A 24,244-nucleotide genomic window follows, 5' to 3' on the forward strand; every position below is an offset into this window, starting at 1 on the left:
TAAGGCAGGCGGCTGGTTTTACACCCCAGAGCAGGTGCGCGAAGTGGCCGCGTTGAGGCATGAATTGCTATCCCTTGTGAAGCGCAAAGTTTAGCCGCCCAAAAAAAGTTCTGCGCAAGTTATGCATATTGCTTGACGCAATAGTTATTCATATCGCATAATTCACTCCAACAGCCCAGCCAGGGCGACGGAGTGAAACATGCAGACCACCATCCCCGCCTTCATCGACGCCAGCAAGGCGCGAGCTGCCAGCGCTGACGCTGCCATGCTCGCCCAAGCTGCGCGCAAGGCCCAGGCAGCTCTGCAATGGGCCCTGGCCGCGAGCCTCTACACCCAGGCAGCCGACGCTCTGCAACCTGACCCGCACACCGGCAAGGAAACGATGCAGGCCCAGGCGCACCGCCGCAGCGCCCGCAACTGCCAGGCCCTGGTGGGCACCACTGCCCCACCGCGTGCCATCAAGGACGCCCCTGACTACGGCCACATGACCCGCCAAGCCATCGCCGAGCACGACGAGGAATGGCGCGGGCACGGCCTTTAAACCCGGTCGTGCCGTTTTACCCCCTTTTTCTGCACCAACGGTCCGCGAGACCATCAGCAATCGAAAGGATGCACATGAAACAGATCACCCTCTTCTGCCGCTTGGCTGGCATGCGTCGCACCGCTGGCGCTGGGCCGCTTGAGTCAGCCACCTGGGCAGCCGGCCTGTTGTGGCGCGCACGGCATTCCGCGTAACGCAAAAGTGACTTTTCAGTGAGTCGCAATTTTTTGGCAACCCACCTACGCTAACCCCATGCAACTCGAACTCACAGGCGCCGAGACCGCCGACCAACTCATCAAGCAGCTGGTGTACCTGCGCGGCATCGCGCGGAGCATCGTCAAGACCCTGGCTGAATCGAGGCATGAGATGCAAGAGAGCAAGCGCCTGCTTGAATGCCTCGGTCCGGGCACTCCAGAGGGTGCGAGGGCGGCCACCATCATTGCAAATCTTGGGGAGGTAGAGCTGCAAGCGCAGACGATGGAAATCGAGATCGGCAACTACCTGATGCCCCTGTGTGACGCACTCGACCGCGCCGCCACGCGCGAGCAAATATTCGAAGCGCTCAACATCAACACAGCCGACCGGGACACGGATAAGGTCCGCGAGTACGGCGACAAGGCGATCCACCTGATCCACGTCCTGTTTCTGGAGAACTCAGCATCGGCGCGCGGCGAAGACTGCGCCAATCGCGAGGTGCAGCCGCTCAATTGGTGTTACACGAGAGCCTTCATGAACGCGCTGACCACGAATGCGAAGCTGGACCGCGTCGTGCACGACGGCATGAACGAGTTCTTCGGCGGAGTGTTTGGCAAGTACCGCGAGCGCCCGCTGATGGAGCGCCTGGCTGGGAGGGTCGTGTGATGCTGTGCGGGTTCTCCACCCCACTTGCGTATAGGTCAGGTCTCGGGAGGCGTTTTCGCCTCACTGGCAGCACGAGCGATCTGAGAATCGACCTCCGCCGAAATCGGGCGAGTGATTGGCTGTCGATACGTGTCCAGCTTCCTGCGGAACTCGTCCTCCTCCGGCGTAACGTCGTAAAGGATTTGGGCCATCTTGAATCCGTCTCTCACGTAGAGGGAATCAATCAGGGCCTTGGACACCCTGACACCTGGGTGGCGCTTCTGGTCTTCCGTGAGAGCCTCAAACATTTGCTCCATCGCATTCATGTGGATTGCGAGCATTCTGTCTGTGAGTTCCCTTTGGTCTTTCAAAGACTCGATCAGCTCATCGGCAGCCTTCAGCTTAAAGGACAGGCTCGTAACTTGGGCCTGAAGATACCGTTCTGTGACCCCTGCCTCCCCGTTGCCGGGAGTTTCAGAACTGCCTTTGGCCTCCAGGTCGGAGACCTTCAGAGCGAGCGCCTGCAGCTCCAAATTCTTCTCGTCCAGCTCATGCCGGGCAGCCTCAAGCATCCCGAGGGCAGTGCCCCCATGGAGCATGAAGTGGTCAACCTTCTGCTTGAGAAAGAAGGAGTCCTCAATACGCATCAGAAGCTCAGCGTGCAGACTTCGGCCGCTTTCTTCTGCAGCCGCCTGTACGCGCGCCTTGAGGTCATTAGGCATCCGCAGCGGGTAGCTGGGCGCCTGGTGTCTGTCTGTAGCCATCGCTCGATTGTGGATGTCTCAGAGAATCTTTTCAAAGAATCTTATTGACATCCACAAACAAAGAATCTAAATTTCATCCACAGCCATGACCGACCGTCACCAACTCACACCGACGCCAGTCCGCATTCCACTGGACTTCAAGGCCCAACTCAAAGCCGAGGCCAAGGCGAACGACCGCAGTCTGAATGGAGAAATCCTGGCCCGCCTGCGCTCGACCTTCAAGGCCAAGCGCTCCACCTCCACCCAGCAGAAAGGAAAGCAATCGTGAACACCCCCGCCAGCCCCATCCATTGGGAGTGCTACAGCAAAGAGCCGGCCCGTGTGGTCGACCTGCGCACCCTGCCAGAGCAGGTGAAGGTCGAAATCATCAAAGCCGCCTTGAACGTTGGCTTCCGCGTCAACAACGGCCAGTTCGATGCCGTGGCCGAGGGTTCCGAAGAGGAAGAAGCCCTAAACGAATTGGCAATCAGCGTGGAAGCCGTGCGCGAGCACATGCACGCCGTCAACCTGATGCCCTGCCCCTGAAAGGAAGCGCCATGAGCAACATCGTTCCCCATGACTTCGAAGGCCTGCAGGTGCGTACGGTGCAGATCGACGGGAAAACCTGCTTTGTCGGTAAGGACGCGGCCATCGCGCTCGGGTTCGCAGATACCGTGAACGCGCTCAAGCAGCATTGCAAGGGGGTGGCGAAATACCACCCCCTTCAGACCGAAGGCGGCATGCAGAACGTGCGGGTGATTGAAGAGCCCGACCTGATGCGCCTGGTGGTGAACAGCACCCTGCCATCGGCAGGGCGCTTCGAGCGCTGGGTATTCGAAGAGGTGCTGCCCAGCATCCGCAAGACCGGCAGCTACTCCATGCAACAGGCCGGGCAGCCGAAGCCCGCAGACACCAGTGGCCTGCCAGAATTCCGCCGCGCCCGCGCCCTCGATCTGGCAGCCAAGACTGCCGAGCGCATCTTGGCACAGCTGCCCAGCCTGGGCGAGCGTGCACGCCAAGTGGTCTTCGCCAAGATCATCAACCCCGTCGCTGGCACTGAAGTTCTGGCGCTACCGCAAGTCACGGAGAAGCACTACCAGGCAGGCGAAGTGGGCGAAATGCTGGGTATCACCGGCGCCATGGTGGGGCGAATCGCCAACCAGCACAACCTGAAGACGCCCCAGTACGGCGAGTACCGCATGGACAAGTCGCAGCATTCGGTGAAGCAGGTCGAATCGTTCGTCTACAACCAGGCGGGCGTCGATGCCATCAAGCGTCACATGGACGCGGACAGGGCCCGGCAGCCAGCAAAGAAACGCCCCGCTGCGGCATCAGTACCTGAGCCCCAGGGAGCCCTACTGTGAAAGTGGAGTGCTCCATTTACCGACAGTGGCCTCGGCGCGGCACAGTGACCCAGGCCGCAAATTTGGAAACGTCACGATTCCGGGTGTTTTTCGCACCCCTTTTGGACCGGACACACCCCTAACATCAGCCACATGAACCCGCCAAAAAGCAAAAAGCTGGCATAGCGCCAGCTTCCGCCCGAGGCGCCAGAGCAGGTGAGATTGCTCAGGCGCTTCTTGATCAGAAACCCGTTTCAAAAAAGGATCAGACCATGTCTGAGGTTACCACTCGCCCGGCTACACGCGCAACCAAGGCCCCACCACGCGTCAAAGAGGCGCCAGCGGCGCAAGCAGAGCCAGAGATCAGCACCATCACGGCGGACGAAGCTCTGGTTGCAGCAACACTGGCCGAGCAGTTGCGCATCATCTGTGACGCGCGCTGGCAAGAGATGACGGTTTACACCAATCAGCTGCTGGAGTTGGCATTTGCCTGTCTCAGCGAGGTCAACGATGGTGCTGACGCGTTTCACAGCGCGGCCGCAGCTGTGTATGGCGCCATAAATACTGAGCGTGCCGACCGCCCCAGCAGCCCAATCATCCCTGAGATGCAGCAAGCGTTTGCCGCCCTCAACTCGGCCGCTCTCAGCTATGGTTTCGCAGAGGGGGGTTGCGAGGCTCTCGCCAATGGCATTCGGGCAGGCCAGCGCCAGTTCCGCGACCGCCCTTCCCCACCCATCAGGCGGATGGAAGAGGAATCTGAAATCACGGGCCCGAACGCTCTCACGCGAAAGCAGTTGCTGTGCGTGCTGGAAGTGGCCGCGAGCAACCTTGCGACCATCGACAACATCCTAATGCAGGCACAGACCGAGCCGGATTCTTGGGCGCTCTCTGGGCTCGTAGATGCCGCGCAGGCGCTAGCCCGTCATTGCGGCGGCATGGTCGACACGGCCGCAGGTGAAGCCATCCTTGGTGGGCATGACCGCTGGAACTTTGGCCCCAACTTTGCGGATCTCGGAAAGGCTGGTGCAGCATGAACGCCGTCGCAACCCCGACCAGCGCCAAGCCTCGCGTGACAATGCCCCAAAACGCACCCGCGGCCACAGCCGCGACGACGAAGAGTCCGGAGGATGCGCTCACGCCGGAAGCGATCCAGGCTGCATTCAGCCAAGTGGAAACGCTTCTGAACGAAGCCTACATGACCGACGAGGATCACAAGTGGAGCGGCGACTCAGACCGTCTGCTCGACATTGCTCACAATTTGGCAGACAAGGCCATGATCGAGCCCCCCAAGGGCGAAGAAATTGACCGAGTTGCCTTCAATATCGCAGCGCTCATTCGCGCCGCACGACTCGTCCCGGGTGACGGAGAGAGCCAGCAGCGGAAAACGTTGCTAGATCAGGCAGCCGTGTATCTGAACTGGATCACCGAGTGCGATGTACACGGCGAAGACTGCTGCGACCCAGGTGCACCACGCCAATCAGCGCCGCGAGAAGCTGCGGAAGAGTCCGCGCACAAAACAGAAATGCGAGAGTGCGCGCGCACTGCCTGTTACGAGATCCAGTGCTTGGCCGAGGCAATGCAAATCGTCGCAGAGAAGTTCGGCAGCTCCGAAGACCAGCCAGTGGCCCATGGAATCATGGCCCGCATCATCGTACTTGCGGAGATCGTCTATCACGCAGCGCAGCTTCACGGCGAGGCGCCCATGGCCACACTGGCCGAGTTGCGGAACAGCTTCAAGGGGAGGCTTTGAACATGCGCAACCGTATCGAGATTCACCCCGGCGTCTTCCGCCACCTGGACCACTACCAAGCCGTATACACCGGCACGGCTGACCGTCTGATCTCGGCCGGCCTGGTGCTGGCCGAACAGCTGCCTGGGCATCCTGGCAATGGGCGCGGCATGTGCACATACAACCCCGACGGCACCAAGGTCGGCAAGGGAAGCCCCACCGGTCGCGGCCCTGGCCGAAAGTACATCATTGCCAAGAAGTGTGCTGATGGTGCAGTGTTCGAGATCCGCCTGAACCTGAGCCCGGAGCGCCGCGACTCCATAGAGGCTCTGGAGGCTCGCGCTTCGGCGTGCTGGCCGTTTCCGGTGGTGGGCGGGATGCAGTTCCTTGGCGCTTCTGCACCGGAGGCTCGCACATGACCTACCGCCCAAACCCCGACAGCTTGGCAGGCCTGGTGCTGGGCTTCCTGGCCCGCAACCCCGATGAAGAACTGACCCTCGATGACATCGTGGCCAAGTTCGTTCAGCCCGGGGACAGTCGCAACGTGCACACGCAGCTGATGGCCGCGCTCGATCACGACATGCTGACCTATGACCCGGACGGCGACGTGTACCGCAAGGGGCTGGTGGGACTGCCATCAACGCGCAAGCTTGATGACGGAGACGACGGCACGGGCGAGCAGCCGGGGGACGCTGTGCAGGTTACACATAGAGCCCCCAAAGCGGCCACTCGACCACCAGCATGCAGAGTGCAGCTGAGTCATACGCAACAAGCGCAGCATGCTATCAATAGTGAAGCAAATGCGCATATTGACCACCAGGGGGTGGCCACCCCTTTCGATGTGCTGAAGCGCATCCCACCGCGCGGCGGAGAGAGCAATGGAATGGACGGAACCGGAGATCGAGCTGGTGCGCCAGCTGCTGCCCACCGTGTCGGTGAAGTCGCTGACGAAGCTACTACCGGGGCGGTCGGAGAAGGCGATCAGGAATTTGGTAGCGCGGCTCGGGCTGAAGCGCCAAGTGCCAATGAACTGGCGGCCCATCGGGGCCGAGAGGATGAATCGTGGCCACCTGATTCGCAAGGTTACAGACACTGGCCAGCCCAAGAAGGACTGGAAGCGGGTCGAGGTGATCGAGTGGGAAGCAGTGAACGGACCGATGCCACCGGGCACGCACCTGATGGTGAAGAACCCTGCACTGCCACGCACGCTGGACAACTTGGCGCCCTTCAGCTCGCGGGAGCACTGGGCGAGGGTGACGGTCCAGAGCCTTCCGCCGGAGCTGCGCCAGATCTTGCAACTGAAGGGCCAGATCACCCAGGCAATCAACAGGCGCAAGAAGGAGGAAGCGCAGTAGACACCGTGCGCGACCTGCTGGTGCAGACGCTGGTTGACCTGCGGGACAAGTCGAACCCCATGGACCTTGCCCGGGCAAAGACGATTGCCGAGGTGTCCACGGCGTTCGTCAACTTGGCCAAGGTGCAGGTGGACTATGTGAGGGTCACACAGCAGCAGCGAGGGACGATTTTCGAGGCGCTTCCCGCCCCTGGAGGTGCAGGACCATGACAGCGCGCTACGTTCGCATTCCCAAGTTCTGTGAGGAGACTGGGTACACGGCTCGCGCCGTGGAAACGAAGATTCATCGTGGAGTCTGGGCCGAGGGCAGACAGTACCGTCGGGCCCCAGACGGCTGCATCTTTATCGACATGCAAGGATTTGAAAAATGGGTCGAAGGCCAGAAACAGGCGGAGTCCGCCCAAACCGCGACCGCATAGAGGTGCGCTTCATGTGGCAGGGCAAGCAGATCGCCCCCACGCTGGACCTGAAGCCCACGGCATCGAACATGAAGCACGCGGCGCGCGTCCGCGAGCAGGTGCTGCAGGAAATCGCGCGTGGCACCTTTAAGTTCAAGGACCACTTCCCCGACTACCGGCACGCCGACAAGCTCCAGCCAGCCAGCGAGGAGGAGCAGCGCACGCTGAGCGCGTGGGCCGAGACCTGGTATCTGCTAGCGGCCAGGTCGGTGGAGTTTTCCACGCTCAAGATCTACAAGCGCCACATGAAAGCCTACTGGCTGTCGGTTTTCGGCGCCCTGCGGCCCGAGCAGGTCACCCACCGTATGGTGCTGGAACGCCTTGCTTTTTTGGCGCAAGACCGCTTTGACGAGGAGACGGGCAAGACGCACAAGGCACTGGGCCGCAAGACGCAGAACAACATCATGATCCCGCTGCGCGGCGTGTTCGAGCTGGTGTGCAAGCCACCCAGCACCTTGGCCAATCCCACCGACGGCATCGACAACCTTAAGACGCAGAAGTCCAAGCCTGACCCATTCAGCCCTGCGGAAGTCGAGGAGATCCTGGCCGTCATCCGCAGGCAATGGGGCGAGGAGTTCCACGACTATTTCGAGTTCAGCATGTTTGCCGGCCTGCGTGCCAGCGAGCAGATCGCCCTGCTTTGGCAAGACGTAGAGCTGCGCACCGGCCGCGTGCTCGTGCACCGCTCCCGCGTGATGGGCCAGGACAAGGAGCGCACAAAGACCCACGTTGCGCGGGAGGTGGAGCTGAATGCCCGCGCATTGGGTGCCCTGCAGCGCCAGCGGGCCCGGACGCAGGCGAAGGGGCAGGAGGTTTTTCAGAACCCTGCCACGGGCCGCGCTTATGTCGATGAGCAAAAGCAGCTGCAGGTGTGGACTCGGAGTCTTCGATCAAGCCAGGTCAGATACCGGCCGCCGAAGGAGTGTCGAGACACCAGCGTGACGCTTGCACTCATGGCCGGGGCGAATCCGGTATGGGTGGCAAACCAGCATGGGCACAGCGTGCAAGTGATGATGCGGGACTATGCGAAGTGGATACCGAACGCTGATCGAGGCTCGAATCTGGCCACCGTGAATGCCGCCCTCGGTGCGCCCCCGGGCGCCTCAAATCTGCGATTTAGGTTCAAAGTAGGTTCAGGATCGAGCGATCCAACGCCAGAAAGAGAAAAGCCCCAAGCAGATCAACTACTTAGGGCTTTTACGTCTGGCGGAAACGGAGGGATTCGAACCCTCGATGAGGCTCTACACCCCATACTCCCTTAGCAGGGGAGCACCTTCGGCCACTCGGTCACGTTTCCAATCCCGCTATTATGCCTCATTTCAGGGGCTGTTCCGCTGGTGGCAGCAGCATAGGTGGACTGGTCCAAAGTCCTCGTACACGCCGGGCGCTGATAGCCGGAGTCACTTTTTTGCCGATTGCCGCCCAGGTTTTGATGTCGACATGGAGGCCATCCGAGCGCGGATGGCTTGTGTGCTGAGCCTGTTGGGCAGGGGGCAAGGACGGACTCGGGCTTTCTATTGGACGCACCGAGCTCATAGAGCTGGCAATCTTCGCGATTGGCCAACGTGCCGGATGCGGCGGTTTACTCCCATATTTGTGGGTGTCGTCCCGCGACGCGGGCAAAAAGACACCTGAGAGCTACTGCCTGAGCCATTCCAGCGTAAGACCAGACCGCACGACAAAGCCGCTTCCTACCTTGATGCGGATGTGGTGACCCCGTGTGGTACAGGCCTGGATCTGATCCAGCAGCTCGCCCAATTGCGCGGCTCCCGGGGTGGTTTGGTGGGCATGGCGCAGCCAGTGGCGCACCACGTTGGCTTGGCGGGCGCGGGTGAGCCCCTGCAGCGCCTTGATACCGGGGGGCACGCCCACCAAGGACAGGTCCTGCTGTGCCATCTCGTTCAGCAGCTCGGCAGCCTGGGCTGCATTGGCGGCCGACCGTGCAAAGGTATCGCGAAAGGACGGGAATGCGGCATGCAGCGCAGGCAGCAGTTGCGCCCGAATGCGGTTGCGCGTGAAGCGCTCATCGGAGTTGGTGGGGTCTTCCACCCACGCTTGGCCTTGTGCCTTCAACCAATCGCGTACGTCCGCCGCAGACACCTGCAACAAGGGGCGGTGCCAGACCAGACCAGCACGCGTCCACTGGGCAGGCATGGCGGCCAAGCCGGCCACGCCCGCTCCGCGCGACAGGGCGAGTAGCAGGGTTTCGGCCTGATCGTCGGCGTGCTGTGCAATTGCTATGGATTGAATAGCACCCAAGGCATGATCCTCTAGCGCTACTGCCGTCAAAGCCTGGTATCTGGCTTGCCGAGCGGCATCCTCGGGGCTCTGGCCGGGCGCGGGGCGCGCGTCCAGCCACTGCACACGCAAGGGCACGCCCAGCTTGCTACACAAGGCCACGCAATGCCGCTCAAACCCATCGGCAGCCGCCTGCAGCCCATGGTGCACATGGATGGCCAGCACCTGCCCGGGCCAGCGGCGTGCACAGCCCAACAGCAATGCGGTCGAGTCTGCGCCCCCGCTCAACGCCACAGCCATCGGCAACGCGGGCGCAAAGGCCCGCAGGGCGGCGTCCATTGATTGCGTCATCGCATCCGCCCTTCAGGCCCTGCACCTGGCCCCGTCACAACCGCCGGACGTGCCCGGAGGGCGTAGAGAACAAGGGAGAAATGGCGGCGCATGGGCGCCGATTATCACAGTGCCCCGCACTCCGGCAGTAAGGTGCATGGGGGGCGCCGCGACGCCCCGCACCTTGCTACTTAACCGCCCGGCGATGACAGCCGCGGCGCAGCGTGGGCAGGGTCGGTGGACAGGCGGAAGGTGCCCACCACCTCCGACAGCCGCACCGACTGGTCCTTGAGGCTCTGTGCCGCAGCAGCGCTCTCCTCCACCAGCGCTGCGTTCTGCTGGGTCATCTGGTCGAGTTGGGCCACGGCCTGGCCGACCTCGTTGATGCTGGTGCTTTGCTCATTGGTGGACGCCGTGATCTCGGCCATGATGTCCGTCACACGCTGCACCGAGGTCACGATCTCGGTCATGGTGGTTCCCGCGTCGTGCACCAGCCGCGAGCCGTTTTCCACCTGCTCGACCGAGGTATTGATCAGGGTCTTGATCTCGCGTGCGGCCTCGGCGCTGCGCTGGGCGAGGCTGCGCACCTCGCCTGCTACCACTGCAAAGCCCCTGCCCTGCTCGCCCGCGCGGGCGGCTTCCACCGCAGCATTGAGCGCAAGGATGTTGGTCTGGAAGGCAATGCCGTCGATGACGCCAATGATGTCGTTGATCTTGCGCGAGGCCGCATTGATCTGGTCCATGGTGGTCACCACATTGCCCACCACCTGCCCACCATGTTGCGCCACGCTGGACGCCTGGGCCACCAGCTGGTTGGCCTGGCGTGCCGAGTCTGCGTTGTGCCGGACGGTCTCGGTCAGCTGCTGCATGGAGGCTGATGTCTGCTGCAGGCTGGATGCCGTGAGTTCGGTGCGCCCGCTCAGGTCATGGTTGCCGGTGGCAATCTCTTCGGCGGCCACGCGTACCGAGCTGCTGGCGTCACGGATCTGTGAGAGCACACCGGAGAGCTTGCCCGCAAAGCTGTTGAAGCTACCGGCGATCTGTGCCAGCTCGTCCTCACCGTGGGCGTCGATGCGGCGCGACAGGTCGCCATCACCGGCGCCGATTTCATGCATCGCGTCACGCACCAGCGTGAGCTGGCGCAGGCGCCGCGTCAGAACCACGCCCAGCAGCCCCACGGCCACCACCAACACCAAAACGCTGGAGATCAGCGATGTGGCCAGCATGGCCCGGATCGGTGCCATGGCCTCGCTTTCATCCAGGGCCACCACCAGCATCCATGAGGTGCCCGCGATCGGCACCACGCTGAGTAACCGGCTGCGCGACGCGATGTCCGCCTGCAGCAAGCTTTTGTCCTTGGATGCCGCGAGCAGCTTGTCGATCACAAGGTCCTTGGACAAATCGGCGATGGGCTTGAGGGTCAGCGCCTGGTCGCGGTGGGCGATGATCTTGCCGTCGGCAGACACCAGAAACCCGAAACTCTGCGGCGTGGGCTGGATGGAAGCCACATTGGCAACCACTGACTCCATGTAAACATCACCAGCCGCCACGCCTTTGAGCGCTGCGCCAGCGCCCACCGGGGTCGCAAAAGTCACCACCAGTTTCTGGTCGGACGCCGAGATGTAGGGCGGCGTGACCACAGACCCGCCCGCTTGCGCGGCCTGCTTGTACCAGGGACGTGCGGTGGGGTCGTAGTCGGCGGGCAGGCTGCGAGTCTCTGAAAATACGTACTTCTTGTCCGCGTAGCCAAAGTACGCCGTGCTGAATTTGCCCGCGTCGCGCAGCATGGCCAGAGACTTGGCAGGTTCGGGATCTTCAAAGGCGGCGACAGAGGCCGCAATGATCGTGGCCTTGGCTCGCGCCCACTCCTCGATGGTTTCTGCGTGGCTCTTGGCGGTCGCCATGCCCTCTTCGGCCAGTGAAACCTGCGCCTGTGCACGCGCCGACAGGTAGTTGACCAACGTCAACACCATCAGGGCAGCCACCATGCAGGTGGCAGAGAGGACCAGGATCTGGCCCTTGAGCGTCTTCAGAAGCGACATGAAGCCCTCCTTGAACCGCCCGCGCAGGCGGTCTGCAGGCATGTTACATCCGGTAGCAGTCCATGCGCCAGTGCGGGTTTGTGCGCCCCTGCAAGGAGTCGGCCAGAAAAACAACAACGGCCCCGAAGGGCCGTTGGAACCGCACCAAGCTGGTGCATTTGGTGCCAGCAACGACCGGCCTGAACCTGCCTCAGCGGGCTTAGCGGGCGTCCGCCTTGGTGTCGCTGAAGCGGCCGTAGCTCTGCAGACGCTCGTAGCGACGGTCCAGCAAGTCTTTGGTCTTGAGGTCTGCCACCTGGCGGAAGGCATCGCCCAAAGCGCGCTTCAAAAATGCGGCCATCTGCTTGTGATCGCGATGGGCCCCACCCACGGGCTCGCTCACGATCTTGTCCACCAGGCCCAGGGCCTTGAGGCGGTGGGCGGTGATGCCCAGGGCGTCAGCGGCCTCTTGCGCCTTGTCGCTGGTCTTCCAGAGGATGGACGCACAGCCTTCTGGGCTGATGACCGAGTAGATGGCGTATTGCAGCATCACAACCTGATCGGCCACGCTGATGGCCAAGGCTCCGCCGGAGCCGCCTTCGCCAATGATGGTGGTGATGATGGGTACTTCGAGCTGCGCCATCTCGAAGATGTTGCGGCCAATGGCCTCGGACTGGCCGCGCTCTTCGGCGTCAATGCCCGGGTAGGCGCCGGGCGTGTCCACAAAGGTGAACACGGGCAGCTTGAATTTCTCGGCCGTCTTCATCAGGCGCAGGGCCTTGCGATAGCCTTCGGGCTTGCTCATGCCGAAGTTGCGCATGGCGCGCTCCTTCGTGTCGCGGCCCTTCTGGTGGCCCAGTACCATGCAGGCGTGGCCGTTGAAGCGCGCGAGGCCGCCCACGATGGACAGGTCGTCCGCGTAGTGGCGGTCGCCGTGCAGCTCGACGAAGTCGGTGAAGATGTCGCGCACGTAGTCGAGCGTGTAGGGACGCTCAGGGTGGCGGGCGATCTTGGTGATCTGCCAGGGCGACAGTTCGCTGTAAATGTCTTTGGTGAGCTGCTGGCTCTTCTTGCTCAGCTGGTCGATCTCTTCCGAGATATCGACGGCACTCTCGGTCTGCACGTAGCGCAGTTCTTCAATTTTGGACTCCAGCTCGGCAATGGGCTGTTCGAAATCCAGAAAGGTCTTTTTCGCCAACGTTTTTCTCCTAGGGGGATCGCACCCGGCGGGGTTGCCACGAATGGCACGCACTGTAACCGGCGTGCCTGCAGTGGTGTCAATAGGTTACAGGCAGGGGGTCCAGAGACCGCCAAATATACCAAGTCGCGACGCTGCACCAGGGCTTCCAGGCCTCGGCCACCTCGCGGGCGTCACTGCGGCTCACGGGGTCGCCAGAGAAGTAATTCTGGCTGATCCCGCTGATCAACCCCACGTCATCGAGGGGCAAAACATTGGGCCGCATCAAATAGAAGATCAAAAACATCTCGGCCGTCCATCGGCCGATGCCACGGATGGCTACCAGCTCGGCAATGATGGCCTCATCGTCCATGGCGGCCCAGTCCTTGACGTGCAGCTTGCCGCCTTCAAAGTGCATGGCCAGATCCACCAGGTAGTCCACCTTGCGGGCAGACAGGCCTGCGGCCCGCATGTCATCGATCTTGAGCTTGAGCACGCTGGCGGGCTTCATGCCACGCGGCAGCAGCGCCACAAAACGCTCCCATACGGCCTGTGCTGAAGCGACTGACACCTGCTGTCCCACGATGGAACGCGCCAGTGTGATGAAGGGGTCGCCCTTGGTTTGCAGCGCGGCGTCGCCAAACTGGGGGATCAGGCGCTTCATCACCCGGTCTTTTTTCACCAGGTGCTTGCAGGCCTCGGCCCAGTAGTCGGGCGTGGCCAGCACCAGCGACGGCGCCACAGCGTCACCCGCTATCTTTTTAGAAGCTGCCACCGCTTATTCCACCTGCACTACTGGCATATCTAGCATCAAAACAATGCTCATTGGGCAGCTTCCCATGTGGTGCCGGCGGCAGAGTCCTTGAGCACGATGCCCTGGGCCAGCAAGTGGTTGCGGATGCGGTCGGCCTCGGCAAAGTTCTTGGCCGCCTTGGCTGCGGCCCGGGCAGCAATCTGTGCTTGAATCTCAGACTCATCCACACCGGCGGCCCCGGACTGAAGAAAAGCCTTGGGGTCACCCTGCAAGATCCCCAGGCAGCCACCCAGCACCTGGAGCAACCCCGCCAGCTCGACCGAGCGGGTCTTGTTGACCTCGCTTGCTAGGTCAAACAGCACGGCCACGGCCTCGGGAGTGCCAAAGTCCTCGTCCATCGCGGCCTTGAAGCGGGCCGCGTAAGGGTTGGTCCAGTCGATAGAAGTGGTTTCTTGTGCGGGAGTCACCAGGCTCAGCGCGGTGTACAGCCGCTTGAGCGCCTGGCGCGCGTCATCCAGGTGCGCATCGCTGTAGTTCAGCGCACTGCGGTAGTGGGCGCGGACGATGAAAAAGCGCACGGTTTCTGCGTCATACGTCTTGAGCACGTCGCGGATGGTGAAGAAGTTGCCCAGGCTCTTGGACATCTTCTCGTTGTCCACACGCACAAAGCCGTTGTGCACCCAGAACTTGGCCAGCGGTTTGCCCGTGGCACCTTCACTTTGGGCGATTTCGTTCTCGTGGTGGGGGAATTGCAGATCCGCGCCGCCGCCGTGGATGTCGAAGGTCTCGCCCAGCGTGGCGCAGCTCATGGCCGAGCACTCGATATGCCAGCCGGGTCGACCCGAGCCAAAGCTGCTGTCCCATTTGGCCTCGGGGGGTTCCTCGGGCTTGGAGGCTTTCCACAGCACAAAGTCGAGCGGGTCTTCCTTGCCGTCCAGCACTGCTACGCGCTCGCCGGCGCGCAGCTCGTCGAGCGACTTGCCCGAGAGCTTGCCGTAGCCATCGAACTTGCGCACGGAGTAGTTCACATCGCCGTTGCTCGCCCGGTAGGCAAGGCCCTTGCCTTCCAGCTGGCCGATGAGCGAGAGCATCTGGGGCACATATTCGGTAGCGCGGGGCTCGACCGACGGCGGCTCGATGCCCAGCAGGCCGATGTCCTGGTGCATGGCGGCAATCATCTCGTCAGTGAGCTGGCGGATGGTGATGCCACGCTCCAGCGCACGCTTGATGATCTTGTCGTCGATGTCGGTGATGTTGCGCACGTAGGTCACGCGCAGGCCGCTGGCCTTGAGCCAGCGCTGCACGACGTCGAACGCCATCATCATCCGGGCGTGGCCGATATGGCACAGGTCATAAATGGTCATGCCGCACACATACATGCGCACATGGCCAGGTTCGAGCGGGGAAAAGTCTTCCAATGCACGCGACAGCGTGTTGTAGATGCGCAAACTCATGGGATTTCAGTAACGGGAGACTTGATGGGGTGGGCGAGGCAAAGAAACTCACCCGGCAGCAGCGGAACTCGGCCCTTGACAGGGGGTGGCCCGGCAAGGGGCGTCCAGCAAAATCACCAGCGGCAACAGCGTACCGTCATGACAACCCCCTCAGCTACAATCCGCCGCAGTATAAGCCCCCGCCCGGGCTGGCTGCCGCCCAACTCCTTTGTACCCCCATGAAGCAAGTCCGACGCACACTCCCACGCCTACTGCGCCTTCTGGCACTGACCGCCCTGATGGGCACGGGCGTGGTCCACGCGGACGACTATGCCGACATCACCCAGTTGCTCAAGGCTGGCAAGGCGTCCGAGGCGCTGGCCAAGGCCGACCAGCGCCTGGCCGCCAACCCACGTGACCCGCAGCTGCGCTTCTTGCGCGGCGTGGCCCAGACCGACTCGGGCAAGCAGGCCGACGCCATCGCCACCTTCACCAAGCTCACCGAAGAGTACCCAGAGCTGCCCGAGCCCTACAACAACCTGGCTGTGCTGTACGCCAACCAGAACCAGCTGGACAAGGCCCGCACGGCGCTGGAAATGGCGATCCGCACCAACCCCAGCTACGCCACCGCACAGGAAAACCTGGGCGACATCTACGCCAAGCTGGCCAGCCAGGCCTACAACAAGGCGCTGCAACTGGATGCCAACAACGCCAACTCCGTGAAGCCCAAGCTGGCACTGATCCGCGAATTGTTCTCCAACGAACCCGGCAGCAAAACCGGTCGCCCTGCCGCCGCAGCGCCCGCGCCCGCCGTGGTGGTAACCCAGCGCCCTGCACCCGCTCCAGCGCCCGCCGCTGCGCCAGCAGCTGCAGCCCCGGCGCCAGCGCCTGCCGCCGCTCCAGCCCCAGCTCCAACTGTCAGCCCCGCTCCCGCTGCACCGGCACCTGCCCCAGCGCCTGCAGCTGCCAGCGACGCGTCCACCCAGGCCGTTACCTCCGCCGTACAGGCCTGGGCTGCGGCCTGGTCGTCCAAGGACATGAAGGGTTACCTGGGCGCGTACGACAAGTCGTTCGATCCACCTGGTCGCCAAGGCCGCGCTGCCTGGGAGAAGGAACGCGAGGCGCGCATCGTCGGCAAATCCAAGATCAGCGTGAAGCTTTCTGACATCACCGTGTCCGTACAAGGTGACAAGGCCACGGCCCGGTTTCGCCAGGCATACAGTGCCGACTCGCTCAACGTGAGCAGCCGCAAGACGTTGGACCTCGTCAATAACAACGGCCGCTGGACCATCGTTCGCGAATCCACAGGCGGTTGACCATGGCCCCCGATGCGGCGCCTGCGCCTTCCGCGCGGGCTTTTTTTTTGCCCTGACAGTCAGCTGATAGATGGTTTGCATGTTTGTGCCCCTGACCAACGCAGGCCGCAGGGCAGCATCAGCGGTGCTGTTGCTGCTGGGCCTCTCGTTGGCCACGCCAGCCCTGCCGCAGGGTGCCAAGGCCCGCCGGGCGGCTGCTGCGCATGCGGCATCCACCACGCCCCCGGTGGCGCCCACACCTGCTGAGCTGCGCGACGGCCAAGCAGAGACGCGCCTCATGGCGGTCTACAAGCTGGTGGCAGAAGGCCGGGGTCGCGAGGCGCTGGCCCAGGCCGAAAGCCTGGCGCGCGACTACCCCAATTTCCAGCTGGCGCAACTGGCGGTCGGTGACCTGCTCATGTCGCGGACCCGGCCACTGCGGCATATGGGCGATGTGGCCCCTGAGCCGGACTCGGCCCGCAGCATCCAGGCCGCTGCGGCACTGGCCGAACTGCGCACCGAATCGCGCCAGCGTGTGGATGCACAACGCAGCCGCCCCCCGGTCAATGCCATCCCCGCACAGTTCCTGGAGCTGTCCCCTCGCTCGCGCCACGCGATTGCGGTAGACACCTCGCGCTCTCGCCTGTATCTCTTTGAAAACACCGCCCAGGGCCTGCGGCTGGTGGCCGACTACTACGCCTCCGTGGGCAAGCTCGGCATCGAAAAAGAGGTGGAGGGTGACCAGCGCACACCGCTGGGGGTGTACTTCATCACCAGCCGCCTGGACCCGGCCAAGCTCAAGGACTTCTACGGCGCGGGCGCCCTGCCCATCAACTATCCCAATCCCCTGGACCAGAGCCGGGGCAAGACGGGGAGCGGCATCTGGCTGCATGGCACGCCGCCCGACCAATTCTCGCGCGCGCCACTGGCGACCGACGGTTGCCTCGTGCTGGCCAACCCCGACCTCGAACGCATCCTGCGCACGGTGGAGCCCCGCTCCACCCCCGTGGTCATTGCCCGCCAGTTGCAATGGGTGCAACCCCACAGCGTGGCGGCCGACCGCAAATCGTTCGAAGCGGTGCTCAACGCCTGGCGCACCGCCAAGACCGAGGGAGACATGAAGCGCCTGCTGGGCTTTTATGCGCCCGACTTCCAGAGCTACCGCAAGAAGCCGCTGGAGGAATGGACCCAGGTGCTGCAGGCCGAGGCCCGCGCCCTCAAGGGCCGGGAACTCCAGCTCAAGGACAAGTCTTACCTGCGGTGGACAGACTCGGCCGACACCATGGTGGTAACGTTCGGCGAAGTCGCCGAAGGCGCCCGCACGGGCCCGGTCAAGCGCCAGTACTGGACGCGCCGCGGCCAACAATGGCAGATCTTTTTCGAAGGAGTGATTGGATGATTTCCAGAAGAAATTCGACGGTAGCGCTAGCAAGTATTGCCCTGGCTGCTATGTTTACAGTAGCACCCGTACAGGCGCAAGATGCCCCCAAGGTCAAGCTGGCCACGTCGATGGGCGACATCGTCGTGCAGCTCGACGCCGCCAAGGCCCCCAAGACGGTCGAGAACTTCCTGGCCTACGTGAACAGCAAGCACTACGACGGCACGATCTTCCACCGCGTGATCGACGGCTTCATGATCCAGGGCGGCGGCTTCACGGCTGACATGCAGCAAAAGCCCACCAAGGCCCCCATCCCGCTCGAAGCCAAGAACGGCCTCAAGAACGACACCTACACCATCGCCATGGCGCGCACTGGCAATCCCGAATCGGCCACTTCGCAGTTCTTCATCAATGTGAAGGACAACGCCATGCTCAACGCTCCCAACCCCGATGGTCACGGCTACGCCGTGTTCGGCAAGGTGGTCGAAGGCACCGCCGTGGTGGACAAGATCAAGGCCGTGGCCACCGGCAACAAGGGCGGCCACCAGAACGTGCCCACCACCCCCATCACCATCAACTCCGCCACCGTGGTGAAGTGACGCGCCCATTTTTTTGAAAGAAGCAAAGCCATGAGCAACCCCCAAGTCGAACTGCACATCGCCGGCTACGGCGTCATCACCCTCGAACTCGACGCCGCCAAGGCACCCAAGTCGGTCGAGAACTTCCTGGCCTACGTGAACAAGGGCCACTACAACAACACCATCTTCCACCGCGTGATCCCCGGCTTCATGGTGCAAGGCGGCGGCTTTGAGCCCGGCATGACTCAGAAGGGCACCGACGCGCCCATCGAAAACGAAGCCAACAACGGCCTGAAAAACGCCAACTACACTGTGGCCATGGCACGCACCAGCGACCCGCACTCGGCCACCGCCCAGTTCTTCATCAACGTGGCCGACAACGGCTTCCTGAACCACACCGCACCTTCGGCCCAGGGCTGGGGCTATGCCGTGTTCGGCAAGGTTGTGTCGGGCACCGACGTGGTGGACAAGATCAAGGCCGTGAAGACGGGCCGCAAGGGCTTCCATGACGACGTGCCGAAGGAAGACGTGATCATCGAGAAGGCCGTCGCCCTCTGAGCATGGCATCCCCCTGTGGCGCTGCGCGCCCCGCTGAGGCCAAGCCCATGTCGGCCGCCCATTGCAGGCCGCAGCGCAAGGGATGAACCACCCAGCCCCCCCCGTGACCACGACCGTGCCCCGGTTCGAGGAGCTTGTCGCTCCCTCGCATTGGCGCACGGTCGATTTCATTTCAGACCTGCACCTGCAGGCCAGCGAGCCCGCCACGGTGGCCGCATTCCAGCAGTATCTGGAAGGCACCACGGCAGACGCCCTCTTTATTCTGGGCGACCTGTTCGAAGTGTGGGTGGGCGACGATGCCATGAGCGAGCCCAGCAGCTTCGAAGCCCGGGGCTGCGCCCTCCTTCGGGCCGCCGCGCAGCGCCTGCCGGTGTACTTCATGCATGGTAACCGCGACTTTCTGGCGGGCCCTGCCTTCCTGGCTGGGTGCGGCATCACCGGCCTGGCAGACCCCACGGTCCTGGCCTTTGGCGGCCAGCGGTATGTCCTGAGCCACGGCGACCTGCTGTGCCTGGACGATGTGGACTACCAGCGTTTTCGCCTGCAGGCCCGCAGCGCCGCCTGGCAGCAGCAATTTCTGACCCAGCCTTTGGCCACGCGCCGCGTGCAGGCGCGCGGCATCCGCCAGGAGAGCGAGGCGCGCAAGCAGTCTGGGGCCACGTACGCCGATGTGGACAGCCCCGCCGCCATCGCCTGGATGCAGGCCGCAGGCGCCCACACCCTCATCCACGGCCACACCCACCGGCCGGCCGACCATGTGCTGGCTCCGGGTCTGCAACGCGTGGTGCTGAGCGACTGGGATGCCGCAGCATTGCCCCCCCGGCTGGAAACACTGCGTTTGTCCAGCGCGGGCTTGGAACGGCTGCCCCTGGTCCCCAAGTAACAGCGGTCATGAACTGAGCGGGCCCACCTCCCGCTGCCCGATCGCCATGCCCCCCTTGCTCAACCGCCTCTGGCGCCGCGTGCGTGCCACCGTGGCCCCCGTGCCGGACATCTCCGCCACGCTGTGGCTGCAGACCATCCAGCGCTACCCGTTCCTGGCCACACTGTCGCTGCACGACCAGGCCAAGCTGCGCGTGCTGAGCGCCCTCTTCTTGCACCACAAGGAATTTCACGGCGCCCATGGCCTCACGGTGACCGACGCCATGGCCATCGACATTGCCGCGCAGGCCTGCCTGCCCCTGCTGCACTGGGGCGACCCCGCCAAGGCGCTTGGCTGGTACGACGATTTCGTGGGCATCGTGCTGCACCCCGGCGAAGCCGTCGCACGCCGCCAGACAATGGACGAAGCGGGCGTGGTGCACGAGCACACCCAGGTGCTGCTGGGCGAGGCCATGGAGCGCGGCCCCATCATGCTCAGCTGGCAGCACGTGGCCAACGCCACCGAGAACACGGCGCGCGGCCACAACGTGGTGGTGCACGAGTTCGTGCACAAGCTCGACATGAAAAACGGCCAACCCAACGGCTGCCCGCCCCTGCCCGCAGGCTTCATGGGCACAGGCACCGGCCGTGCGGCGTATGAGGCGTGGTGGGCAGCCTGGGAGCCCGCCTACGAACAGTTCCGCGAACGCGTGATCATGGCCGAGCGCTTCGGTGCCGAACGGCCCTGGCTGGACGCGTACGGCGCCACCTCGCCCTCCGAGTTCTTTGCCGTGGCCTGCGAGGCCTACTTTGTGAACCGCGAACGGTTTGCCCAGGAGTTTCCGGGATTGATGCCAGTGCTGGATGCGTTCTTCCAGCGCCCTGCAAGCTGAGCCTGGCGGTACGCATGGGGGGGCACCACCCCTTTTTGTACGCTGGCAGGCCACAGGCCAGCCATCCCTGCAGTCACTCAGGCTGCAGCAGCACCCCACCGCACAGCCTTCACGCGCCCAGCGCGTTTTCCACCGCCTGCTTGGCTTCTTCCAGACTGCTGAAAAACTGGGTGGGTTGCGGCATGGCCTTAGGCAAATGGGCGGGCGGCGGCCACAGGCGGTCGTCTGCCCAGGCGGCGGTCCACCCGCCAATGTCTTTGCGCTTGATGGAGCAAAGTGCTTGCCCGTCCACGTTGGCTATCCAGGTGGTCGGCGGGTTATGGTCCCAGATGACATGTGCCATGGCGCCCTCTCACGGTTGCTAGACCATTGTAGGAAGCCTGCGCGAAATTGGGCAATGGCGTTCACCCCACCCCCGCTGTCATCAGGCGACAGAGCGGAGGCACGGTAAAACGACGGCAGGCGCCTGCGCTCGCCCCCCGCACCCATCAGCCAGCGCTCGCCGCGCTGCCTGGGCCACGCTGGCTGCATCCACCCCAAAGAATTGCCGGAGCGCTGCCCGCGTGTCGCTGCGGCCAAAGCCATCGGTGCCCAGGGTGATGTACTTGCGCCCTTCGGGGATGAATGCGCGCACCGTCTCGGGCACGGCGCGCACGTAGTCGGTGGCGGCGATCACTGGTCCACGGGTCGTGGCCAGTTGCTGAGTCAGCCATGCGGGAGCAGGCTGGGCATCGCCCGCCAGCCAGCTCTGCTCGCAGGCCACGCCGTCGCGGGCCAGTTCGCTCCAGCTGGTGACGCTGAGCACGGTCACATCCACGCCCTCGCTGGCAAGTTGTTCTGCTGCCTTGACCACCTCGGTCAGGATGGCACCAGAGCCCATCAGGGTGACGCTTTTGGACGAAATCTCGCTGTCGCGCTGGTGCATATTGCCTGAATAGCTCCTAAAAACATAGCATCCACGCAGCACACCTTCTGCCGCACCAGCGGGCAGGTCGTGCTGGGCGTAGTTCTCGTTCATCAGCGTGACGTAGTAGAAAACGTCGCGCTGCTCGGTCACCATCTCGCGCATGCCGGCATCGATGATGACGGCCATCTCGCCCGCGTAGGCCGGGTCGTAGGCCTTGCAGTTGGGGATGGTGGCAGCCACCAGGTGGCTGCTGCCGTCCTGGTGCTGGAGGCCCTCGCCGCCCAGCGTGGTGCGGCCCGAGGTCGCGCCCAAGAGGAAGCCGCGCGCACGCTGGTCCGCCGCAGCCCAGATGGCATCGCCCACGCGCTGGAAGCCGAACATCGAGTAGTAGATATAAAACGGTAGCATGGCCAGGCCGTGCACGCTGTAGCTGGTGGCGGCCGCCGTCCAGCTTGCGATGGCGCCGGCCTCGCTGATGCCTTCTTCCAAGATCTGGCCATCCAGCGCCTCGCGGTAGCTCAGCACCGAGCCGATGTCCTCGGGCGCATAACGCTGGCCCACGCTGCTGTAGATGCCCACCTGCTTGAACAGATTGGCCATGCCGAAGGTGCGCGCCTCGTCGGCCACGATGGGCACGATGCGCGGGCCCAGCGTGGCGTCTTTGAGCAACGTGCCCAGCATGCGCACGAAGGCCATGGTGGTGCTCATCTCCTTGCCATCGGCCTGCAGCGCGAACTGCGCGTAGCTATCGATGGATGGGACGGGCAGCGCGTCGCACGCCGTCTCGCGGCGCGGCAGGTAGCCGCCCAGTGCGTCGCGGTGGCTGCGCAGGTAGCGCATCTCCGAGCTGTCTTCGGCGGGCTTGAAGAAGGCCAGGCTGGTGGCCTGCTCATCGGTCAGCGGCAGATTGAAGCGGTTGCGGAATTCGATGAGGTCGGTCTCGTCCAGCTTCTTCTGGCTGTGCGTGGTCATCTTGCCCTGGCCGGCAGTGCCCATGCCGTAGCCCTTCTTGGTGTGGGCCAGGATCACCGTGGGCTGGCCCTTGTGCGCAGCGGCTGCGGCGTAGGCGGCGTGGATCTTCACCAGGTCGTGCCCGCCGCGCTTCAAGCGATCGATCTGCTCGTCCGTCATGCCCTGGGCCAGCGCGGCCAGCTCAGGGTTCTGGCCGAAGAAGTTGTCGCGGTTGAAGCGGCCGTCCTTGGCGGCAAAGGTCTGCATCTGGCCATCGACCGTGCCTTCGAGCGTGCGCACCAGCGCGCCGGTCAGGTCGCGGGCGAACAGGCCGTCCCAGTCGCTGCCCCACACCAGCTTGACCACATTCCAGCCCGCGCCGGCGAACAGGCGCTCCAGCTCGTCGATGATGCGGCCGTTGCCGCGCACGGGGCCGTCCAGCCGCTGCAGGTTACAGTTGACCACCCACACCAGGTTGTCGAGGCCCTCGCGCGCGGCCAGGGTCAGCGCACTCATGCTCTCGGGCTCGTCCATCTCGCCGTCACCAAACACGCCCCACACCTTGCGCCCCGCGCAGTTCAGCAGGTTGCGGTGCGTGAGGTAGCGCATGAAGCGCGCGTGGTAGATGCTGCTGATAGGGCCGATGCCCATCGAGCCGGTGGGGAACTGCCAGAAGTCCGGCATCAGCCAGGGGTGCGGGTAGCTCGACAGCCCCTGCGCGCCTGCACCCGGCGCCGTCAGTTCCTGGCGGTAGTGCATCAGGTCCTGCTCGGACAGGCGCCCTTCCAGGAAGGCGCGGGCATACACGCCGGGCGCGCTGTGAGGCTGGAAGAACACCAGATCGCCCCGGTGCTGCCCTTCGCCCAGGCCTTCACGGGCACGAAAGAAATGGTTGAACCCGCTTTCGAAAAGATCCGCAGCACTGGCGTAGCTGGCAATGTGCCCACCCAGCTCGCCATACGCCTGGTTCGCACGCACCACCATAGCCAGCGCGTTCCAGCGCACGATGGAAGCCACACGCTCCTCGATGGCCAGGTCACCCGGGAACACAGGCTGGTCCTGCACAGCCACGGTGTTCACATACGGCGTGTTCAGGTCGGGCTGCCAGCCAATGCGCTGCGCACGCGCCACCCGCACCAGCTCCTGCAGCATGTGCCGCGCTCGCTCGGGGCCTTCGGTGGCGACGAGTGCCAGGAAGGCATCACGCCACTCGGCGGTTTCTTCGGGGTCGGCGTCCAGGGGGGCGCCGGGGGCTTGTTGCAGCAGGGCGTGGGGTGTGAGGGCGTTCATGGAAGCCACTGTAGCGAGACTGGCTCCAAATGAGTTGCCGTTTTGCCTTTCACAACGCGCGTCTATAGCACTTTATGCCGCCAAAGCCATAAACTGCGGCATATGAAACTGGATACCCTCGATTTGCGCATTCTGGCCGAGCTGCAGGCCGATGGATCTTTGTCCAACGTGGAACTGGCGCGGCGCGTGCACCTGTCGCCCTCGCCCTGCCTGGCGCGGGTGAAGGCACTGGAGGCGGCAGGCGTCATCAGTCGCTATGTGGCGCTGGCCAATGCGGCGGCACTGGGGCTGGGCCTGAATGTGTTCATCAGCATCAGCCTCAAGGCGCAAAGCAAGGAAGCCCTGGCCGACTTTGAACGCCGCATTGCCGAGCACGATGAGGTGATGGAGTGCTACCTGATGAGCGGCGACAGCGACTACCTGATCCGCGTGGCGCTTGCCGACATTGGGGCGCTGGAGCGTTTCATTCTGGAGCAGCTGTCGCCCATTCCGGGCGTGGAGAAGATCCGGTCGAGCTTTGCACTCAAGCAGGTGCGCTACAAGACGGCTTTGCCACTTCCCACCCCATGACA

General features: G+C 63.5%; 25 protein-coding genes, 1 tRNA gene and 1 pseudogene. 18 read left to right on the forward strand and 9 right to left on the reverse strand.

Annotation, left to right across the window (positions count from 1 at the left end; translation table 11 throughout):
• Positions 1-199 precede the first annotated feature (199 nt).
• A complete protein-coding gene (locus N4G42_RS16620) occupies positions 200-541 on the forward strand; it encodes a hypothetical protein (RefSeq protein ID WP_260667955.1) in 342 nt (113 codons plus the stop codon).
• A 252-nt stretch (positions 542-793) separates the two neighbouring features.
• On the forward strand, positions 794-1,402 hold the full coding sequence (locus N4G42_RS16625; protein WP_260667956.1) for a hypothetical protein: 609 nt from the start codon (positions 794-796) through the stop codon (positions 1,400-1,402).
• Between the two features lie 35 nt (positions 1,403-1,437).
• Here N4G42_RS16625 and N4G42_RS16630 read toward each other — a convergent pair whose 3' ends face one another.
• Positions 1,438-2,145 carry an Arc family DNA-binding protein gene (locus tag N4G42_RS16630; RefSeq protein WP_260667957.1) on the reverse strand — a complete coding sequence of 236 codons (708 nt, stop codon included), beginning with the start codon at positions 2,143-2,145 and terminating at the stop codon, positions 1,438-1,440.
• 85 nt (positions 2,146-2,230) lie between these two features.
• Between N4G42_RS16630 and N4G42_RS16635 the strand changes: the two genes are divergently transcribed.
• The 9 genes and pseudogenes from N4G42_RS16635 to N4G42_RS16675 all read left to right on the forward strand — a co-directional run.
• A complete protein-coding gene (locus N4G42_RS16635) occupies positions 2,231-2,413 on the forward strand; it encodes an Arc family DNA-binding protein (protein ID WP_260667958.1) in 183 nt (60 codons plus the stop codon).
• Positions 2,410-2,670, forward strand: a complete 261-nt coding sequence (locus tag N4G42_RS16640; protein ID WP_260667959.1) for a hypothetical protein — start codon at positions 2,410-2,412, stop codon at positions 2,668-2,670. The genes N4G42_RS16635 and N4G42_RS16640 overlap by 4 nt, the downstream gene beginning before the upstream one ends.
• An 11-nt stretch (positions 2,671-2,681) precedes the next feature.
• Complete coding sequence (locus N4G42_RS16645; protein WP_260667960.1) at positions 2,682-3,488, forward strand: Bro-N domain-containing protein; 807 nt, start codon at positions 2,682-2,684, stop codon at positions 3,486-3,488.
• A 428-nt stretch (positions 3,489-3,916) separates the two neighbouring features.
• Positions 3,917-4,501 carry a hypothetical protein gene (locus N4G42_RS16650; RefSeq protein ID WP_260667961.1) on the forward strand — a complete coding sequence of 195 codons (585 nt, stop codon included), beginning with the start codon at positions 3,917-3,919 and terminating at the stop codon, positions 4,499-4,501.
• A complete protein-coding gene (locus tag N4G42_RS16655) occupies positions 4,498-5,217 on the forward strand; it encodes a hypothetical protein (protein ID WP_260667962.1) in 720 nt (239 codons plus the stop codon). The genes N4G42_RS16650 and N4G42_RS16655 overlap by 4 nt, the downstream gene beginning before the upstream one ends.
• Before the next feature lie 2 nt (positions 5,218-5,219).
• Entirely contained in the window at positions 5,220-5,615 is a 396-nt protein-coding gene (locus N4G42_RS16660; RefSeq protein ID WP_260667963.1) for a hypothetical protein, read from the forward strand.
• 459 nt (positions 5,616-6,074) lie between these two features.
• Entirely contained in the window at positions 6,075-6,551 is a 477-nt protein-coding gene (locus N4G42_RS16665; RefSeq protein ID WP_260667964.1) for a hypothetical protein, read from the forward strand.
• A 5-nt stretch (positions 6,552-6,556) separates the two neighbouring features.
• Positions 6,557-6,760: a hypothetical protein gene (locus tag N4G42_RS16670; protein ID WP_260667965.1), complete on the forward strand. Its 204-nt coding sequence runs from the start codon at positions 6,557-6,559 to the stop codon at positions 6,758-6,760.
• A gap of 220 nt (positions 6,761-6,980) precedes the next feature.
• A pseudogene (locus N4G42_RS16675) lies at positions 6,981-7,976 on the forward strand (Arm DNA-binding domain-containing protein); the annotation flags it as partial.
• Positions 7,977-8,212: 236 nt separating this feature from the next.
• Here the strand turns inward: N4G42_RS16675 and N4G42_RS16680 are convergent.
• From N4G42_RS16680 to cysS, 6 genes are all read right to left on the reverse strand, one after another.
• Positions 8,213-8,305, reverse strand: a tRNA-Ser gene (locus N4G42_RS16680).
• Positions 8,306-8,646: 341 nt separating this feature from the next.
• A complete protein-coding gene (tilS, locus tag N4G42_RS16685) occupies positions 8,647-9,597 on the reverse strand; it encodes a tRNA lysidine(34) synthetase TilS (RefSeq protein WP_260667966.1) in 951 nt (316 codons plus the stop codon).
• A gap of 170 nt (positions 9,598-9,767) precedes the next feature.
• Positions 9,768-11,618, reverse strand: coding sequence for a methyl-accepting chemotaxis protein (locus N4G42_RS16690; protein WP_056065163.1), 1,851 nt, complete (start codon positions 11,616-11,618; stop codon positions 9,768-9,770).
• A 199-nt stretch (positions 11,619-11,817) separates the two neighbouring features.
• Positions 11,818-12,795, reverse strand: coding sequence for an acetyl-CoA carboxylase carboxyltransferase subunit alpha (locus N4G42_RS16695; RefSeq protein ID WP_056747083.1), 978 nt, complete (start codon positions 12,793-12,795; stop codon positions 11,818-11,820).
• A 79-nt stretch (positions 12,796-12,874) separates the two neighbouring features.
• A complete protein-coding gene (locus N4G42_RS16700; protein ID WP_056747082.1) occupies positions 12,875-13,549 on the reverse strand; it encodes a DNA-3-methyladenine glycosylase family protein in 675 nt (224 codons plus the stop codon).
• A gap of 47 nt (positions 13,550-13,596) precedes the next feature.
• A complete protein-coding gene (gene cysS, locus N4G42_RS16705) occupies positions 13,597-14,982 on the reverse strand; it encodes a cysteine--tRNA ligase (RefSeq protein WP_260667967.1) in 1,386 nt (461 codons plus the stop codon).
• 218 nt (positions 14,983-15,200) lie between these two features.
• On the opposite strand from cysS, the gene N4G42_RS16710 reads away from it, so the two are divergent.
• The 6 genes from N4G42_RS16710 to N4G42_RS16735 all read left to right on the forward strand — a co-directional run bounded on the left by N4G42_RS16710 (position 15,201) and on the right by N4G42_RS16735 (position 20,524).
• Entirely contained in the window at positions 15,201-16,277 is a 1,077-nt protein-coding gene (locus N4G42_RS16710) for a YybH family protein (protein ID WP_260667968.1), read from the forward strand.
• A 70-nt stretch (positions 16,278-16,347) separates the two neighbouring features.
• A complete protein-coding gene (locus tag N4G42_RS16715; protein WP_121942492.1) occupies positions 16,348-17,655 on the forward strand; it encodes a L,D-transpeptidase family protein in 1,308 nt (435 codons plus the stop codon).
• Positions 17,652-18,233: a peptidylprolyl isomerase gene (locus N4G42_RS16720; RefSeq protein WP_260667969.1), complete on the forward strand. Its 582-nt coding sequence runs from the start codon at positions 17,652-17,654 to the stop codon at positions 18,231-18,233. The genes N4G42_RS16715 and N4G42_RS16720 overlap by 4 nt, the downstream gene beginning before the upstream one ends.
• A gap of 30 nt (positions 18,234-18,263) precedes the next feature.
• On the forward strand, positions 18,264-18,770 hold the full coding sequence (locus N4G42_RS16725; protein WP_056064668.1) for a peptidylprolyl isomerase: 507 nt from the start codon (positions 18,264-18,266) through the stop codon (positions 18,768-18,770).
• A gap of 82 nt (positions 18,771-18,852) precedes the next feature.
• Positions 18,853-19,653, forward strand: a complete 801-nt coding sequence (locus N4G42_RS16730) for a UDP-2,3-diacylglucosamine diphosphatase (protein ID WP_260667970.1) — start codon at positions 18,853-18,855, stop codon at positions 19,651-19,653.
• Positions 19,654-19,699: 46 nt separating this feature from the next.
• A complete protein-coding gene (locus tag N4G42_RS16735; RefSeq protein WP_260667971.1) occupies positions 19,700-20,524 on the forward strand; it encodes a zinc-dependent peptidase in 825 nt (274 codons plus the stop codon).
• Between the two features lie 109 nt (positions 20,525-20,633).
• On the opposite strand, the gene N4G42_RS16740 is transcribed toward N4G42_RS16735, so the two are convergent.
• Together N4G42_RS16740 and mdeB are read right to left on the reverse strand one after the other, a co-directional pair.
• Complete coding sequence (locus N4G42_RS16740; RefSeq protein WP_108498826.1) at positions 20,634-20,867, reverse strand: hypothetical protein; 234 nt, start codon at positions 20,865-20,867, stop codon at positions 20,634-20,636.
• 81 nt (positions 20,868-20,948) lie between these two features.
• Positions 20,949-23,672 carry an alpha-ketoglutarate dehydrogenase gene (gene mdeB, locus N4G42_RS16745; protein ID WP_260667972.1) on the reverse strand — a complete coding sequence of 908 codons (2,724 nt, stop codon included), beginning with the start codon at positions 23,670-23,672 and terminating at the stop codon, positions 20,949-20,951.
• 102 nt (positions 23,673-23,774) lie between these two features.
• Here mdeB and N4G42_RS16750 point away from each other — a divergent pair, with 102 nt between their 5' ends.
• Complete coding sequence (locus N4G42_RS16750) at positions 23,775-24,242, forward strand: Lrp/AsnC family transcriptional regulator (protein ID WP_056064679.1); 468 nt, start codon at positions 23,775-23,777, stop codon at positions 24,240-24,242.
• The last annotated feature ends 2 nt before the right edge of the window (positions 24,243-24,244 follow it).

It is taken from the genome of Acidovorax sp. K2F, from assembly GCF_025246485.1.
Lineage (GTDB): Bacteria > Pseudomonadota > Gammaproteobacteria > Burkholderiales > Burkholderiaceae_C > Acidovorax > Acidovorax delafieldii.

Bases quoted from the DNA above. Each gene is read 5' to 3' on its own strand.
- N4G42_RS16620 (WP_260667955.1), top strand. From the start codon at position 200: ATGCAGACCACCATCCCCGCCTTCATCGACGCCAGCAAGGCGCGAGCT.
- N4G42_RS16625 (WP_260667956.1), top strand. From the start codon at position 794: ATGCAACTCGAACTCACAGGCGCCGAGACCGCCGACCAACTCATCAAG.
- N4G42_RS16630 (WP_260667957.1), bottom strand. From the start codon at position 2,145: ATGGCTACAGACAGACACCAGGCGCCCAGCTACCCGCTGCGGATGCCT.
- N4G42_RS16635 (WP_260667958.1), top strand. From the start codon at position 2,231: ATGACCGACCGTCACCAACTCACACCGACGCCAGTCCGCATTCCACTG.
- N4G42_RS16645 (WP_260667960.1), top strand. From the start codon at position 2,682: ATGAGCAACATCGTTCCCCATGACTTCGAAGGCCTGCAGGTGCGTACG.
- N4G42_RS16650 (WP_260667961.1), top strand. From the start codon at position 3,917: ATGACGGTTTACACCAATCAGCTGCTGGAGTTGGCATTTGCCTGTCTC.
- N4G42_RS16655 (WP_260667962.1), top strand. From the start codon at position 4,498: ATGAACGCCGTCGCAACCCCGACCAGCGCCAAGCCTCGCGTGACAATG.
- N4G42_RS16660 (WP_260667963.1), top strand. From the start codon at position 5,220: ATGCGCAACCGTATCGAGATTCACCCCGGCGTCTTCCGCCACCTGGAC.
- N4G42_RS16665 (WP_260667964.1), top strand. From the start codon at position 6,075: ATGGAATGGACGGAACCGGAGATCGAGCTGGTGCGCCAGCTGCTGCCC.
- tilS (WP_260667966.1), bottom strand. From the start codon at position 9,597: ATGACGCAATCAATGGACGCCGCCCTGCGGGCCTTTGCGCCCGCGTTG.
- N4G42_RS16690 (WP_056065163.1), bottom strand. From the start codon at position 11,618: ATGTCGCTTCTGAAGACGCTCAAGGGCCAGATCCTGGTCCTCTCTGCC.
- cysS (WP_260667967.1), bottom strand. From the start codon at position 14,982: ATGAGTTTGCGCATCTACAACACGCTGTCGCGTGCATTGGAAGACTTT.
- N4G42_RS16710 (WP_260667968.1), top strand. From the start codon at position 15,201: ATGAAGCAAGTCCGACGCACACTCCCACGCCTACTGCGCCTTCTGGCA.
- N4G42_RS16715 (WP_121942492.1), top strand. From the start codon at position 16,348: ATGGTTTGCATGTTTGTGCCCCTGACCAACGCAGGCCGCAGGGCAGCA.
- N4G42_RS16720 (WP_260667969.1), top strand. From the start codon at position 17,652: ATGATTTCCAGAAGAAATTCGACGGTAGCGCTAGCAAGTATTGCCCTG.
- N4G42_RS16725 (WP_056064668.1), top strand. From the start codon at position 18,264: ATGAGCAACCCCCAAGTCGAACTGCACATCGCCGGCTACGGCGTCATC.
- N4G42_RS16730 (WP_260667970.1), top strand. From the start codon at position 18,853: ATGAACCACCCAGCCCCCCCCGTGACCACGACCGTGCCCCGGTTCGAG.
- N4G42_RS16735 (WP_260667971.1), top strand. From the start codon at position 19,700: ATGCCCCCCTTGCTCAACCGCCTCTGGCGCCGCGTGCGTGCCACCGTG.
- N4G42_RS16740 (WP_108498826.1), bottom strand. From the start codon at position 20,867: ATGGCACATGTCATCTGGGACCATAACCCGCCGACCACCTGGATAGCC.
- mdeB (WP_260667972.1), bottom strand. From the start codon at position 23,672: ATGAACGCCCTCACACCCCACGCCCTGCTGCAACAAGCCCCCGGCGCC.
- N4G42_RS16750 (WP_056064679.1), top strand. From the start codon at position 23,775: ATGAAACTGGATACCCTCGATTTGCGCATTCTGGCCGAGCTGCAGGCC.